The sequence below is a fragment of the Enterobacter wuhouensis genome, assembly GCF_035835995.1.
Taxonomy (GTDB): domain Bacteria; phylum Pseudomonadota; class Gammaproteobacteria; order Enterobacterales; family Enterobacteriaceae; genus Enterobacter; species Enterobacter wuhouensis.
Window position 1 is genome coordinate 888,214 of the sequence record NZ_CP142124.1, and the last position, 14,907, is coordinate 903,120.

Annotated in this window: 10 protein-coding genes; 5 read left to right on the forward strand and 5 right to left on the reverse strand. The window is 55.3% G+C overall.

The genetic code is table 11. From position 1 onward, the window contains the following. Window positions 1-10: 10 nt before the first annotated feature. The 3 genes from VPX56_RS04300 to aroP form a co-directional block, all read right to left on the reverse strand. Window positions 11-961: a glycoside hydrolase family 43 protein gene (locus VPX56_RS04300; RefSeq protein WP_326470095.1), complete on the reverse strand. Its 951-nt coding sequence runs from the start codon at window positions 959-961 to the stop codon at window positions 11-13. Window positions 962-971: 10 nt separating this feature from the next. Next, the gene (locus tag VPX56_RS04305) at window positions 972-2,369 is read right to left on the reverse strand and encodes an MFS transporter (protein WP_326470097.1); all 1,398 of its coding nucleotides are present in this window, start codon (window positions 2,367-2,369) and stop codon (window positions 972-974) included. 163 nt (window positions 2,370-2,532) lie between these two features. Further along, window positions 2,533-3,903, reverse strand: a complete 1,371-nt coding sequence (gene aroP / locus VPX56_RS04310; protein WP_131633931.1) for an aromatic amino acid transporter AroP — start codon at window positions 3,901-3,903, stop codon at window positions 2,533-2,535. Between the two features lie 537 nt (window positions 3,904-4,440). Here aroP and pdhR point away from each other — a divergent pair. The 5 genes from pdhR (at window position 4,441) to traT (ending at window position 12,431) form a co-directional block, all read left to right on the forward strand. Further along, on the forward strand, window positions 4,441-5,205 hold the full coding sequence (gene pdhR, locus VPX56_RS04315) for a pyruvate dehydrogenase complex transcriptional repressor PdhR (protein ID WP_131633930.1): 765 nt from the start codon (window positions 4,441-4,443) through the stop codon (window positions 5,203-5,205). Between the two features lie 122 nt (window positions 5,206-5,327). Then, complete coding sequence (gene aceE, locus VPX56_RS04320) at window positions 5,328-7,991, forward strand: pyruvate dehydrogenase (acetyl-transferring), homodimeric type (protein WP_131633929.1); 2,664 nt, start codon at window positions 5,328-5,330, stop codon at window positions 7,989-7,991. Between the two features lie 14 nt (window positions 7,992-8,005). Next, window positions 8,006-9,904: a pyruvate dehydrogenase complex dihydrolipoyllysine-residue acetyltransferase gene (gene aceF, locus VPX56_RS04325; protein ID WP_263610037.1), complete on the forward strand. Its 1,899-nt coding sequence runs from the start codon at window positions 8,006-8,008 to the stop codon at window positions 9,902-9,904. Between the two features lie 175 nt (window positions 9,905-10,079). Continuing rightward, window positions 10,080-11,504, forward strand: coding sequence for a dihydrolipoyl dehydrogenase (lpdA, locus tag VPX56_RS04330; RefSeq protein ID WP_119935509.1), 1,425 nt, complete (start codon window positions 10,080-10,082; stop codon window positions 11,502-11,504). A 195-nt stretch (window positions 11,505-11,699) separates the two neighbouring features. Then, window positions 11,700-12,431 carry a complement resistance protein TraT gene (traT, locus tag VPX56_RS04335; RefSeq protein WP_263610038.1) on the forward strand — a complete coding sequence of 244 codons (732 nt, stop codon included), beginning with the start codon at window positions 11,700-11,702 and terminating at the stop codon, window positions 12,429-12,431. Window positions 12,432-12,474: 43 nt separating this feature from the next. On the opposite strand, the gene VPX56_RS04340 is transcribed toward traT, so the two are convergent. Together VPX56_RS04340 and VPX56_RS04345 are read right to left on the reverse strand one after the other, a co-directional pair. Beyond that, a complete protein-coding gene (locus VPX56_RS04340; protein ID WP_326470102.1) occupies window positions 12,475-13,266 on the reverse strand; it encodes a DUF2950 family protein in 792 nt (263 codons plus the stop codon). Window positions 13,267-13,276: 10 nt separating this feature from the next. Next, complete coding sequence (locus VPX56_RS04345; protein WP_326470104.1) at window positions 13,277-14,797, reverse strand: DUF3300 domain-containing protein; 1,521 nt, start codon at window positions 14,795-14,797, stop codon at window positions 13,277-13,279. Window positions 14,798-14,907 lie beyond the last annotated feature (110 nt).

A 14,907-nucleotide genomic window follows, 5' to 3' on the forward strand; every position in this document is an offset into this window, starting at 1 on the left:
GCCGCAGCGGTTAAAGCGTATCGGCAGGCGGGATGCCAAAATCAGGCATCCCGTTTTCATCCCAGCGGACAAGCTTCAGACGCGTATGGCGATTCGGATCGTACAGCGGATCGCCCTCAATTTTGGTGTAATTACGCGCGTGATACACCAGCACATCTTCCCCTTCCGGCGTCTGCGTAAAGCTGTTGTGGCCCGGGCCGTACTGGCGATTTTCATAGCTGGTGACAAACACCGGGCGCGACGATTTATGCCAGTTTACCGGGTTTTGCGGATCGGCATTCATGTCTATCCACAGTAGCCCCATGCAGTAATTTTCGTCGGTAGCGCTGGCGGAGTAGCTGATAAACAGCTTGTCGCCATGGAACAGTACCGCCGGGCCTTCGTTCACCCAAAAACCGCGGCACTCCCAGTCATACTCCGGCTTGCTGAGCATCACCGGCGCGCCTTTCAGCGTCCACGGGTTTTCCATTTCACACAGATAGAGATTGGAGTTGCCGGAGATATTCGGGGCCTTTTGCGCCCACAGATACCAGCGCCTGCCCTGATGAATGAAGGTGGTGGCGTCCAGCGCGAAGGTGTCAAACGGCGTTTCGATCTGACCTTTCTCGACCCACTTACCGGTAAGCGGATCGCTGTCTGCACATTCCAGCGCAAACATGCGGTGCTGGAACATCCCGAGTCTGTCGAGCGCCTGCGTATGCGTGGCGGCAAAATAGATGTACCACTTGCCGTCGATGTGGTGCAGTTCCGGCGCCCAAATCAGCTGGCTCATCGGGCCGCTCTCGGGTTTACGCCAGACCACCACTTCTTCTGCATTACGTAAGCCTTCCAGCGATTCTGCGCGGCGGATCGCCAGCCTGTCGTACTGCGGCACGGAGGCGATAAAATAGTACTGCCCCTCATGGCGTAAAATGTAGGGGTCGGCACGTTGTTCGATAAACGGGTTTGGCCACTGATGCATTCGGCTCTCCTTATTTTGTCTCTGCGGCTTTGAGTTCCTGATAGTCGTTCAGCTCGCGGTAGTTGTTGCGACGCTTTTCCAGATCGGACTGGATCTGCTTCATGGTTTCACGGTCCACCTTCAGCAGACGTACCACGCCCGCAGTAATCAAATAACCCACGCCGGGAATGACGGTGAACAGCAGCACGATGCCGTTGATGGCGTCGGCGCTTTGCGCTTTTGCTCCGGCGTCGTAACCGTACCAGGAGAGCAGGAAGCCGACCATGGCTCCGGCAATCGCCAGCCCCAGCTTCAGGAAGAAGATGTTGCCGGAGAAGCTGATCCCCGTAATGCGCTTGCCGGTTTTCCACTCGCCGTAGTCGTCCACGTCGGCCATCAGCGACCAGTGCAGCGGAGACGGGATCTGGTGCAGGATGTTCAGCAGGAAATAGAGCACCACGATGGTGACGGTGGCTTTCGGATCGAAGAAATAAAAGGCGGTTGAGAAAATCGCCAGCACGATGTTGGTCCAGAAGAACACCTTCAGCTTGCACCAGCGGTCGGTCAGCACTTTTGCCAGCACGCTGCCGAGCATCATGCCGACGACGCCCAGGCTGATAAACAGCGTGGCGAAGTGGGTGCTCTGGCCCATCACCCAGGTGACGTAATACATGGTGGCCGCCATGCGGATAAATCCGGGGCAGACGTTGCAGAGCGTTAACAGCAGAATGCGTACCCACTGGTCATTTTTCCACACGTCTTTGAGATCGTTTTTCAGCTCGTCGTGGGTCTGTACCGCCGGGCGCACGCGCTCGCGCACGGTCGCGAAGCAGAACAGGAACATGCAGGTTCCAATCAGCGCCAGCACGGTCATCGCCATCTGGTAGCCTTTGGCTTTGTTATCACCCCCGAACCAGTCGGCCATCGGCAGCAGCGTTAATGAGAGCAGCAGCGTGGCGATACCGACCAGCACGAAGCGATACGACTGGCAGGCGACGCGCTCTTTCGGGTCGTTGGTGATCACGCCGCCCAGCGAGCAGTAAGGGATGTTGATCGCCGTATAGGTCAGCGACAGCAGGAAGTAGGTGACGAAGGCATAGATAACTTTGCTGTTATAGCTCCAGTCTGGCGTGGTGAACATCAGGATGCTGAACAGCGCGTAGGGGAAGGCGATCCACAGCAGCCATGGACGAAATCGGCCATATTTACTGCGGGTACGGTCGGCAATGGCACCCATGATCGGGTCCGTTACGGCGTCAATGACGCGAACCGACAGCAGCAGCACGCCCACGAGCGCAGGTGCCAGACCAAAAATATCCGTATAAAAATAGTTAACAAACAACATGATGGCGCCGAAGATGATGTTGCATCCCGCGTCGCCCATGCCATAGCCGATCTTTTCTTTTACTGACAGTTTGTTGTTATCCATCGACAGCTCTCCGGGTTTCGGTATGGAGAGAATTATTTGCTGGCAAAGGAATATATGCGTTGCAGGATAAAGGCGGTGATATGGATGAAATGGCTGTAGGGGAGAATTTGTGAGGAAGGTAACATCACGCTGCACCCGCAAATCGGGTGCAGCGTGATGAGGATTAATGTGCTTTCACCGTTTTGGCATTTTTCTGCTTAACCATATAGCCCACGCCCAGGATCGCAATCCAGACCGGGATCAGGTAAACGGAAATCGCCATGCCTGGGGTGATAAGCATAATGACCAGTACGGCCGCCATGAACACCAGGCACACCCAGTTACCCAGCGGATAAAGCAGGGCAGGGAAGCGGGTAGTCACGCCCTGCTGCTGCTTGGCGCGGCGGAACTTGATGTGCGCCAGGCTGATCATCGCCCAGTTGATCACCAGGGCAGAGACCACCAGCGCCATCAGCAGGCCGAAGGCCGATTCCGGCGCCAGGTAGTTAATCAGCACGCACAGCGCCGTAACCACTGCAGACACAATAATGGTGTTCACCGGCACGCCGCGTTTGTCGACGTTGAGCAGCGCTTTCGGGGCGTTACCCTGCTGAGCCAGACCGAACAGCATGCGGCTGTTGCAGTATACGCAGCTGTTATAAACAGACAGCGCCGCGGTCAGAACAACCACGTTGAGTGCGTTTGCCACAAAGGTGTCGCCCAGCTCGTGGAAGATAAGAACAAACGGGCTGGTGTCGGCGGTCACGCGGGTCCACGGCAGCAGGGAGAGCAGCACGGCCAGCGAGCCCACGTAGAAGATCAGGATGCGGTAGATAACCTGGTTAGTCGCTTTCGGGATACTCTGCTCCGGATTATCGGCTTCCGCGGCGGTAATCCCCACCAGCTCAAGACCACCGAAGGAGAACATGATGATGGCCATCATCATTACCAGGCCGGTCATGCCGTGAGGCAGGAATCCGCCCTGTTCCCAGAGGTTGCGCACGGTGGCCTGCGGGCCGCCGTTGCCGCTGAACAGCAGCCAGCCGCCGAAGAGGATCATCGCCACAACGGCAACCACCTTAATGATGGCGAACCAAAATTCCATCTCACCGAACACCTTTACGTTGGTGAGGTTGATGGCGTTGATCAGGACGAAGAAGGCCGCGGCGGACGCCCAGGTGGGGATCTCCGGATACCAGAACTGGATGTATTTACCGACGGCCGTCAGTTCGGCCATGGCAACCAGAACGTACAGCACCCAGTAGTTCCAGCCCGATGCGAAACCGGCAAAGCTGCCCCAGTACTTATAGGCAAAGTGGCTGAATGAGCCTGCTACAGGCTCTTCTACAACCATTTCACCTAACTGGCGCATAATCAGAAACGCAATAAAACCGGCAATCGCGTAACCCAAAATAATGCCGGGACCGGCTGACTGGATAACGGATGCGCTGCCCAGAAACAGGCCGGTACCAATAGCGCCGCCCAGTGCGATGAGCTGTATGTGGCGGTTTTTAAGGCCGCGCTTTAGCTGATCGCCATGCTGTTGAGCTTCCATGTGAAACCTCGTGTGTGGTTGTTATGTTCACGCTATGCGTGTGTAATTATGAAAGTCCATATTCTGTATTTAATTCTTTACGGTTAACGAGACCGAAAAAAGCGGAGATGACTTCCGTAAGCGCAAGAATAGTGGTAAGCGCCTGTGAATGCACCTGCTTTATGAAGGGTCGATGACGACTTGAATAAAAAGAGAGCATTTGTAAATTGCCCCGCTAACGCGTCCTTTCCCAACCTATAGAATAGAAATGCTCCATAAGTGGGCGAATTTTCATGATTTGCCATGTTGAATCGCTTCAGATTGCAAAAACCCTCGTTTCATTAAGGTTAAAACTGCCTCTTTGGTAGTAATCAACTCATTTGTGCAAAGTTACATTTCTGAAACGTTATTTCTGTAAGGTTGTTAAAATGTGCAGGGTTTACTGATTTCAATCAAAACCAATATGGACAGAAGGTGAATACTTTGTTACTTTAGCGATACGAACTTGAAATTGGTAAGACCAATTGACTCCGGGCAAAAAGGCGTAAGACAGGGAATATGGCCTACAGCAAAATTCGCCAACCAAAACTATCTGATGTGATTGAGCAGCAGCTGGAGTTTTTAATCCTCGAAGGGACACTGCGCCCGGGCGAGAAACTCCCGCCAGAACGCGAGCTGGCAAAACAGTTCGACGTTTCACGCCCCTCTCTGCGTGAGGCGATTCAACGCCTCGAAGCAAAGGGCTTGCTGCTTCGTCGCCAGGGCGGCGGAACCTTTGTGCAAAACAGCCTGTGGCAGAGCTTCAGCGACCCGCTGGTAGAACTTCTCTCTGACCACCCAGAATCCCAGTTTGATCTGCTTGAGACCCGTCACGCGCTTGAAGGTATCGCGGCCTATTACGCCGCCCTTCGCAGCAATGATGAAGATCGCGTGCGTATCCGCGAGCTGCATCAGGCCATTGAACGGGCACAGCAGTCCGGCGATTTAGACGCCGAATCCAGCGCCGTTGTCCAGTATCAAATTGCCGTCACCGAAGCGGCGCACAACGTGGTGCTCCTCCATCTGCTACGCTGCATGGAGCCCATGCTGGCCCAGAACGTTCGTCAGAATTTTGAATTGTTGTATGCCCGTAGGGACATGCTCCCGCTGGTAAGCAACCATCGCACCCGAGTATTCGAGGCGATAATGGCCGGGGAACCGGAGCAGGCGCGCGAAGCGTCGCACCGCCATCTGGCTTTCATTGAGGAAATCTTGCTGGACCGCAGCCGTGAACAATCGCGTCGCGAACGTTCATTACGCCGCATACAGCAACGAAAGGATTAAGCGCCAGAAATTTTAGAGCGCGGCAACTAAACGCAGAACCTGTCTTATTGTGTTTTCTGGCGAAAATACAATGGGACAGGTTCCAGACAAATCAACGTATTAGATAGATAAGGAATACCCCCATGTCAGAACGTCTCCAAAATGACGTGGATCCGATCGAAACTCGCGACTGGCTACAGGCGATCGAATCGGTCATCCGTGAAGAAGGTGTTGAGCGCGCTCAGTATCTGATTGATCAGCTGCTTTCAGAAGCGCGCAAAGGCGGCGTGAAAGTGGCTGCAGGTGCAGGGGCTAACAACTACGTAAACACGATTGCCGTCGAAGACGAACCGGAATACCCGGGCAATCTGGATCTGGAACGTCGTATCCGTTCTGCAATCCGCTGGAACGCCATCATGACCGTTCTGCGCGCATCCAAAAAAGACCTGGAACTGGGTGGCCACATGGCGTCCTTCCAGTCTTCTGCAACCGTTTACGAAGTGTGCTTCAACCACTTCTTCCGTGCAGCGAACGAGAAAGACGGCGGCGACCTGGTGTACTTCCAGGGCCACATCTCTCCGGGCATCTATGCACGTGCCTTCCTGGAAGGTCGTCTGACTGAAGAGCAGATGAACAACTTCCGTCAGGAAGTTCACGGTAAAGGTCTGTCTTCTTATCCGCACCCTAAACTGATGCCTGAATTCTGGCAGTTCCCGACCGTATCTATGGGTCTGGGCCCAATCGGTGCGATCTATCAGGCTAAATTCCTGAAATACCTGGAACACCGTGGTCTGAAAGACACCTCCGAGCAGACCGTTTACGCCTTCCTGGGCGACGGCGAAATGGATGAGCCAGAATCCAAAGGTGCGATCACCATCGCCACCCGTGAGAAGCTGGACAACCTGTGCTTCATCATCAACTGTAACCTGCAGCGTCTGGATGGTCCGGTAACCGGCAACGGCAAGATCATCAACGAACTGGAAGGCATCTTCGCAGGTGCTGGCTGGAACGTGATCAAGGTCATGTGGGGCGGTCGTTGGGACGAGCTGCTGCGTAAAGACACCAGCGGTAAGCTGATCCAGCTGATGAACGAAACCGTTGACGGTGACTACCAGACCTTCAAATCCAAAGACGGTGCCTACGTTCGTGAGCACTTCTTCGGCAAATATCCTGAAACCGCAGCGCTGGTTGCAGACTGGACTGACGAGCAGATCTGGGCCCTGAACCGCGGTGGTCACGATCCGAAGAAAGTCTACGCTGCACTGAAAAAAGCGCAGGAAACCAAAGGTAAAGCGACCGTAATCCTGGCCCATACCATTAAAGGTTACGGCATGGGTGATACCGCAGAAGGTAAAAACATCGCTCACCAGGTTAAGAAAATGAACATGGACGGCGTGCGTTATATCCGCGACCGTTTCAACGTTCCAGTGACCGATGAGCAGGTAGAAAACCTGTCTTACATCACCTTCCCGGAAGGTTCTGAAGAGCACAAGTACCTGCACGAACGTCGTCAGGCGCTGAAAGGCTACCTGCCAGCTCGTCAGCCAAACTTCACCGAGAAGCTGGAACTGCCTGCGCTGGAAGACTTCTCTCAGCTGCTGGAAGAGCAGAACAAAGAGATCTCTACCACTATCGCCTTCGTTCGTGCCCTGAACGTGATGCTGAAGAACAAGTCGATCAAAGATCGTCTGGTTCCAATCATTGCCGACGAAGCGCGTACTTTCGGTATGGAAGGTCTGTTCCGTCAGATCGGTATCTACAGCCCGAACGGCCAGCAGTATACCCCGCAGGACCGTGAGCAGGTTGCATACTACAAAGAAGACGAGAAAGGTCAGATCCTGCAGGAAGGTATCAACGAGCTGGGCGCAGGCGCATCCTGGCTGGCTGCTGCGACCTCTTACAGCACCAACAACCTGCCGATGATCCCGTTCTACATTTACTACTCCATGTTCGGGTTCCAGCGTATCGGTGACCTGTGCTGGCAGGCTGGCGACCAGCAGGCTCGCGGCTTCCTGGTAGGTGGTACTTCCGGTCGTACGACCCTGAACGGTGAAGGTCTGCAGCACGAAGATGGCCACAGCCACATTCAGTCTCTGACTATCCCTAACTGTATCTCTTACGACCCGTCTTACGCGTACGAAGTGGCAGTCATCATGCATGACGGTCTGACCCGCATGTACGGTGAAGCGCAAGAGAACATTTACTACTACATCACCACCCTGAACGAAAACTACCACATGCCGGCAATGCCAGCAGGTGCCGAGGAAGGTATCCGTAAAGGTATCTACAAACTCGAAACCCTCGAAGGTAGCAAAGGTAAAGTTCAGCTGCTGGGCTCCGGCTCTATCCTGCGTCACGTACGTGAAGCAGCGCAGATCCTGGCGAAAGACTACGGCGTGGGTTCCGACGTGTACTCTGTGACCTCCTTCACTGAGCTGGCGCGTGATGGCCAGGACTGTGAGCGCTGGAACATGCTGCACCCAATGGAAACCCCGCGCGTTCCGTACATCGCTCAGGTGATGAACGACGCGCCAGCGGTGGCGTCTACTGACTATATGAAACTGTTCGCTGAGCAGGTTCGTACTTACGTTCCAGCTGATGATTATCGCGTTCTGGGTACCGACGGCTTCGGTCGTTCTGACAGCCGCGAAAACCTGCGTCACCACTTCGAAGTTGATGCTTCTTACGTGGTTGTAGCAGCACTGGGCGAACTGGCTAAACGTGGCGAAATCGATAAGAAAGTGGTTGCGGACGCAATCACCAAATTCAACATCGATGCAGAAAAAGTTAACCCGCGTCTGGCGTAAGAGGTAAAAGAATAATGGCTATCGAAATCAATGTACCGGACATCGGGGCTGATGAAGTTGAAATCACCGAGATCCTGGTCAAAGTAGGCGACAAGGTTGAAGCTGAACAGTCGCTGATCACCGTAGAAGGCGACAAAGCCTCTATGGAAGTCCCGTCTCCTCAGGCTGGCATCGTTAAAGAGATCAAAGTCTCTGTTGGCGATAAAACCGAGACCGGCAAACTGATCATGATTTTCGATTCCGCCGACGGTGCAGCAGCTGCTGCACCTGCGCAGGAAGAGAAGAAAGAAGCCGCTCCGGCCGCCGCTGCTCCAGCAGCTGCCGCGGCAGCGAAAGAAGTCAACGTGCCTGACATCGGCGGTGACGAAGTTGAAGTCACTGAAATCCTGGTGAAAGTGGGCGACACCGTTGCGGCCGAGCAGTCACTGATCACCGTAGAAGGCGACAAAGCCTCTATGGAAGTGCCGGCTCCGTTCGCCGGTACCGTTAAAGAGATCAAGATCAACACCGGCGACAAAGTGTCTACCGGGTCGCTTATCATGATCTTCGAAGTGGCGGGTGCTGCACCTGCTGCCGCGCCAGCACAGGCCGCTGCTCCGGCTCCGGCTGCTGCACCAGCAGCGGCTGGCGGCGCGAAAGACGTTAACGTACCGGACATCGGCGGTGACGAAGTTGAAGTCACCGAAGTGATGGTGAAAGTGGGCGACAAAGTTGCCGCTGAACAGTCGCTGATCACCGTTGAAGGCGACAAGGCTTCCATGGAAGTCCCTGCGCCGTTCGCGGGTACCGTTAAAGAGATCAAAATCAGCACCGGCGACAAAGTGTCTACCGGCTCTCTGATCATGGTCTTCGAAGTGGAAGGCGCTGCGCCTGCCGCAGCACCGGCTGCCGCGGCTGCTCCAGCACCGGCTGCTGCACCGGCTCAGGCTGCTAAACCAGCCGCTGCCCCTGCTGCTAAAGCAGAAAAATCTGAGTTCGCTGAAAATGACGCTTACGTCCACGCGACCCCGCTGATTCGTCGCCTGGCGCGCGAATTCGGTGTGAACCTGGCGAAAGTGAAAGGAACCGGCCGTAAGGGTCGTATCCTGCGCGAAGACGTTCAGACCTACGTGAAAGACGCGGTGAAACGCGCCGAAGCTGCACCAGCTGCAGCCGCCGGTGGCGGTATCCCGGGCATGCTGCCATGGCCGAAAGTCGACTTCAGCAAGTTCGGCGAAATCGAAGAAGTGGAGCTGGGCCGCATCCAGAAAATCTCTGGTGCTAACCTGAGCCGTAACTGGGTAATGATCCCGCACGTTACGCACTTCGATAAGACCGATATCACCGATCTGGAAGCGTTCCGTAAACAGCAGAACGCCGAAGCTGAGAAGCGCAAACTGGACGTGAAATTCACCCCAGTGGTCTTCATCATGAAAGCGGTTGCTGCGGCTCTGGAACAGATGCCACGCTTCAACAGCTCCCTGTCCGAAGACGGCCAGAAGCTGACGCTGAAGAAATACATCAACATCGGTGTTGCGGTTGATACGCCAAATGGTCTGGTTGTTCCGGTCTTCAAAGACGTGAACAAGAAGAGCATTACCGAGCTGTCCCGTGAACTGACCACCATCTCCAAGAAAGCGCGTGATGGTAAGCTGACTGCCGGCGAAATGCAGGGCGGCTGCTTCACTATCTCCAGCATCGGCGGCCTGGGTACCACCCACTTCGCGCCGATTGTGAACGCGCCGGAAGTGGCGATCCTCGGTGTGTCCAAGTCCGCGATGGAGCCGGTGTGGAATGGCAAAGAGTTCGTGCCGCGTCTGATGATGCCAATCTCTCTGTCCTTCGACCACCGCGTGATCGACGGTGCTGATGGTGCGCGCTTTATCACCATCATCAACAACACCCTGAGCGACATTCGCCGCCTGGTGATGTAATCGAAAAGCCGGCCAATCGGCCGGCTTTTTTCTGATAAGCTCATGAGGTTTGTGAGGTTATTGGCGAAAGCGATAATTCGTGAGCCGTTTGTTGTTTCAAAATTGTTAACAATTTTGTAAAATACGAGCGGATAGAACGACCCGGTGGACGACGGGTATAAATTAAGAGGTCATGATGAGCACAGAAATCAAAACTCAGGTCGTAGTACTTGGGGCAGGCCCGGCAGGTTACTCCGCAGCGTTCCGCGCAGCGGATTTAGGTCTGGAAACCGTCATCGTAGAACGTTACAGCACCCTCGGCGGTGTTTGTCTGAACGTCGGCTGTATCCCTTCTAAAGCGCTGCTGCACGTAGCGAAAGTTATCGAAGAAGCCAAAGCGCTGGCTGACCACGGTATCGTCTTCGGCGAGCCGAAAACCGATATCGACAAAATTCGTACCTGGAAAGAGAAAGTTATCACTCAGCTGACCGGCGGTCTGGCGGGTATGGCCAAAGGCCGTAAAGTGAAAGTGGTAAACGGTCTGGGTAAATTCACCGGCGCGAACACCCTGGAAGTGGAAGGCGAAAACGGCAAAACCGTGATCAACTTCGACAACGCGATCATCGCGGCAGGCTCTCGCCCAATTGAACTGCCATTCATTCCACATGAAGATCCACGGGTGTGGGATTCCACCGATGCGCTGGAGCTGAAAGAAGTGCCGAAGCGTCTGCTGGTTATGGGCGGCGGTATCATCGGTCTGGAAATGGGTACCGTGTACCATGCGCTGGGTTCAGAGATCGACGTGGTTGAAATGTTCGACCAGGTTATCCCGGCGGCAGACAAAGACATCGTTAAGGTCTTCACCAAGCGCATCAGCAAGAAATTCAACCTGATGCTGGAAACCAAAGTGACTGCCGTTGAAGCGAAAGAAGACGGTATTTACGTTTCCATGGAAGGCAAAAAAGCCCCTGCTGAAGCGCAGCGTTACGACGCCGTGCTGGTAGCAATCGGCCGCGTGCCGAACGGTAAAAACCTCAACGCTGGCGCAGCTGGCGTGGAAGTGGACGACCGTGGCTTCATCCGCGTTGACAAGCAGCTGCGCACCAACGTGCCGCACATCTTTGCTATCGGCGATATCGTCGGTCAGCCAATGCTGGCGCACAAAGGTGTTCACGAAGGTCACGTTGCCGCCGAAGTTATCGCCGGCATGAAGCACTACTTCGATCCGAAGGTGATCCCATCAATCGCCTACACCGAGCCAGAAGTTGCCTGGGTGGGTCTGACCGAGAAAGAAGCGAAAGAGAAAGGCATCAGCTACGAAACCGCCACCTTCCCGTGGGCTGCTTCTGGCCGTGCTATCGCTTCCGATTGCGCAGATGGCGTGACCAAACTGATCTTCGACAAAGAGACTCACCGCGTGATCGGTGGTGCGATTGTCGGTACCAACGGCGGCGAGCTGCTGGGTGAAATCGGTCTGGCTATCGAAATGGGCTGCGATGCGGAAGACATCGCGCTGACCATCCACGCTCACCCGACTCTGCACGAGTCCGTGGGCCTGGCGGCAGAAGTGTTCGAAGGTAGCATCACCGACCTGCCAAACGCCAAAGCGAAGAAGAAATAAGTTTCTTCTGCTTACCAGACGCCTCTTCGGAGGCGTTTTTTTTTGCCTGAAAACTACCCGATCTGGTAGTCATCTCATTGATATTTCCACTAAAAAATTCCTTTCATCTGCCGATACCTTTTTCTCCATTGTGTGGCTACTGGCCGCGCGGTTTTGAGGTTCTGGGCTCTTTATTACACGAAAAAAGGAAAAGGTATGTCTTTGAAGAAAGTTGCGGTGATTGGCTTAGTGGCAGCAGCGATGACGCTGACAGGGTGCGGGGCGGTAACAACGGCGGTGAAGAAACGTAATCTGGAGGTGAAAACCCAGATGAGCGAAACCGTCTGGCTTGAGCCTTCTAATGAGAAAACTGTCTATATTCAGGTTAAAAACACCTCCGATAAGGACATGAGCAACCTGCAGACCCTGCTGGCCAACGACCTGACGGCGAAGGGCTATAAAGTCACCAGCTCACCTGACGGTGCCTATTACTGGGTACAGGCTAACGTTCTCAAAGCCGACAAAATGGATCTGCGTGAAGCGCAGGGCTACCTGAAAACCGGGTATGAAGGTGCCGCCGTGGGCGCTGCGCTGGGCGCTGGCATCACGGCTTACAACAGCAACTCTTCCGGCGCAGCGCTGGGCGTGGGCCTGGCGGCCGGTCTGATCGGCATGGCGGCTGACGCAATGGTGGAAGACGTGAACTACACCATGGTCACCGACCTGCAGATCTCCGAGCGTAGCAAAGCGAAAGTGACGACTGATAATATTGCAGCACTGCGTCAGGGGACCTCCGGCGTGAAGCTGCAGACCAGCAGCGAGCAGGGCGATCGCGCGAAGTATCAGACCCGCGTGGTGTCTAATGCCAACAAGGTGAACCTGAAGTTCGAAGAGGCGAAACCGGTTCTGGAAGCGCAGCTGGCGAAGTCTGTCGCCAACATTCTTTAAGAAAACAGCCGGGCGCGGCTTCGCCTGACCCGGCCTGCCTGCCTTATGGGGCGACAGGTTGCCAGCTTTTATCCGGCCGGTACGCGGTGAGCGCATTTGCTTTATGCCCTGAATCGCTGCCGAGATCGCTCTGGTATACCCTGTCGCTCTGATTAATTACGAAGCTCATGACGCCCGTTTGCCCGTATGTGACGGGCCAGGCGACCATTGCAAAGCCGTTGCTCTCCGGCAGGATGCGGAACCTGTACCCGTGATAGCCCGTACCGGGTTCTTGCGGACTGAACGCCGGACCAAGCGGGCTAGGGGCTTCACCGGGTTGCGCAGGCCAGTAGAGGCCATCCTTTTTTCCGTCTGAGCTGACAATCTTCTGCGCATACTTCTGGTTCATCGCGAAATAGCGTTGCTGGGCGTCAACATAGGCGTGCAGGGCTTCAATAGCCGCGAGTTCATTGCGTCCGATTTCGCGCGTCAGGATCTCCTCAGCGGCTTCCCTGATGACAAATTGCCAGCCGGAGGCGACTTTGATTACCGGCACAGGCAGCTGCCAGCCCCCGTCACCGACAACGAGGTGGGCCGTATCGCCATCGATAACGGTGTTATGACGAACCTTCCAGTCACGCAGGAAGCGATCGACGGCATCAGGATCGAACCCCTCTGGCGGCAGAAAATCGCGCCAGTTTTCTCCAAGCAGGCTATTCATCGCGGTTTCATTTTGAGTGCTGATGGCGCTGACCAGCGCATCGGTCGCCTTCTCTGGCGTGCTAAAGGATTGCTGGGCCATCGCGGCGGCTGAGACCATGAATAACACCATTCCACTGAGCAGTTTACTTTTCATGTCGGTTCCCTTAACGAGGACGGAATTCGCGGTGTTCGGCGCGGCCAGCACCGACCTGCCGAGGCTGCTGATTACGGGCTGACAGCTGTCGGCTCTGAACGCCCCGCTGCTGCTGCGCTTGCCAGCTGGCTGAGCGGCTGTCGTTGCCGCTTAGCGCGTTGGCCCGGCTGGTTCGCTGCTGGATATTCCGCTGCTGTACCGGTTGCGCTATCCGTTTCTCAGTGGTCTGGCGGTTTTCTCGCTGCTGCGCGGTGCTCCGCTTCGCCGTCTGCGGTCTGGTGTCGTAACCGCGGTAGTTGTTGCGCTGGGAAATTTGCCTGAGCTGCTGGCCTGAGGCCAGACGCTGGGCATCTTTGGTGCCGGGACGTGCCGTCTGTGGGAATGTTTTTCCGGTCGATTTCTCCATCTGGCTCAGAGCGGCCTGACGCTGGCTGTCGCGGTTGACGGGTTTTTGCTGCGTCGCGCTCAGCCCGGTTGCCGTATTTGTAGAGTGGAAGCGATTATTCAGCTGAGCATTTGGATACGGGACCCCTTCACGATTGGCCGGGTTGTGCTGCCAGGTGAGGTTAGCGTCAGTAAGATGCTGACCGCTGATTTTATTGAAATTATTAACGTTAATATTGATGTTGTTATCGCCGTTGCGATTATAGCCACCGTGATGATCCCAGTCGTCGTCGTGATGGTGATGATCCCAGTCATCATCATCATCCCAGTCAATATTGCTAAAGATGGCATAGGTGGTCGCCACGCCCAGGCTGAAGCCTAAGCCCTTGACGAAGCTGTTGCCAAACTGCTCCCCGGGCGAAGGGGGAAGATAGGTTGGCGGGTAGGCCGTGTTTGGCCATGTCCCGTAAACCGCGTTCGGATTATAGGTGGGGACGTATATCACCTGCGGATCGGCGGATTCGATTTTGATCACCGTTGGGCTTGCGGTGGCGGTGGTCGATTCGCTGGCGGCAGCTTTAGCCGGTTCGGGTTTAGTTTCGGTGGTCACCGTCTGCTGCGGCGTGGACTTGAGCGCTCCGGTTTGCTGCGCCAGCAAGCGCAGACGTTGGACCGAATCCATCACATCTTTTGGCTGCGCGAGAAAGGCATCGCCAAGATTTTGTACCCACGGCGGGTTTTCCCCCATCAGCGACATCAGCTGAGGGAAGGCAACCAGCGACTTCACGCTTGGATCCCACGGCTGGCCCGCAACGGCCTGGATAGCGGCATCGCCCTGCATTTTGGGATTATCTTTTGACCACTGCGCCGCCTGAATGACGTTAGACGGGTAGGTCGAGGCCATTAATATTTGCGACAGCAGCGCATCCGGATAGAGCGCGACAGGGGCGACCCACTGATCGATCTGCGCGGCAGAGTAAACAGGCGTGACGACAGGCGCGGGTTGGGCGACGACCGGCTGTTGTGCGACGGGGGCAGGTGCTGCGGGTAGCGTTGCGCGACTTTTAACGAGCATAACGCCTGAGGCGGCAAACAGACCGGCACTGCAGAGAAGGACCAGCAGATGTGGCTTAAAGGGCAACTTCATAAAATGACTCCAACGAGACAGGCGCTGTGCCGTGAGGCGTTCTTGTTGCCGCGAGTATTATTCACCCGTGTATTACAGTTTTGACTTTTCTTGGGAAACGACCCGGTGCG

Bases quoted from the DNA above. Each gene is read 5' to 3' on its own strand.
- pdhR (WP_131633930.1), top strand. From the start codon at position 4,441: ATGGCCTACAGCAAAATTCGCCAACCAAAACTATCTGATGTGATTGAG.
- lpdA (WP_119935509.1), top strand. From the start codon at position 10,080: ATGAGCACAGAAATCAAAACTCAGGTCGTAGTACTTGGGGCAGGCCCG.
- aceE (WP_131633929.1), top strand. From the start codon at position 5,328: ATGTCAGAACGTCTCCAAAATGACGTGGATCCGATCGAAACTCGCGAC.
- VPX56_RS04300 (WP_326470095.1), bottom strand. From the start codon at position 961: ATGCATCAGTGGCCAAACCCGTTTATCGAACAACGTGCCGACCCCTAC.
- VPX56_RS04345 (WP_326470104.1), bottom strand. From the start codon at position 14,797: ATGAAGTTGCCCTTTAAGCCACATCTGCTGGTCCTTCTCTGCAGTGCC.
- traT (WP_263610038.1), top strand. From the start codon at position 11,700: ATGTCTTTGAAGAAAGTTGCGGTGATTGGCTTAGTGGCAGCAGCGATG.
- VPX56_RS04340 (WP_326470102.1), bottom strand. From the start codon at position 13,266: ATGAAAAGTAAACTGCTCAGTGGAATGGTGTTATTCATGGTCTCAGCC.
- VPX56_RS04305 (WP_326470097.1), bottom strand. From the start codon at position 2,369: ATGGATAACAACAAACTGTCAGTAAAAGAAAAGATCGGCTATGGCATG.
- aceF (WP_263610037.1), top strand. From the start codon at position 8,006: ATGGCTATCGAAATCAATGTACCGGACATCGGGGCTGATGAAGTTGAA.
- aroP (WP_131633931.1), bottom strand. From the start codon at position 3,903: ATGGAAGCTCAACAGCATGGCGATCAGCTAAAGCGCGGCCTTAAAAAC.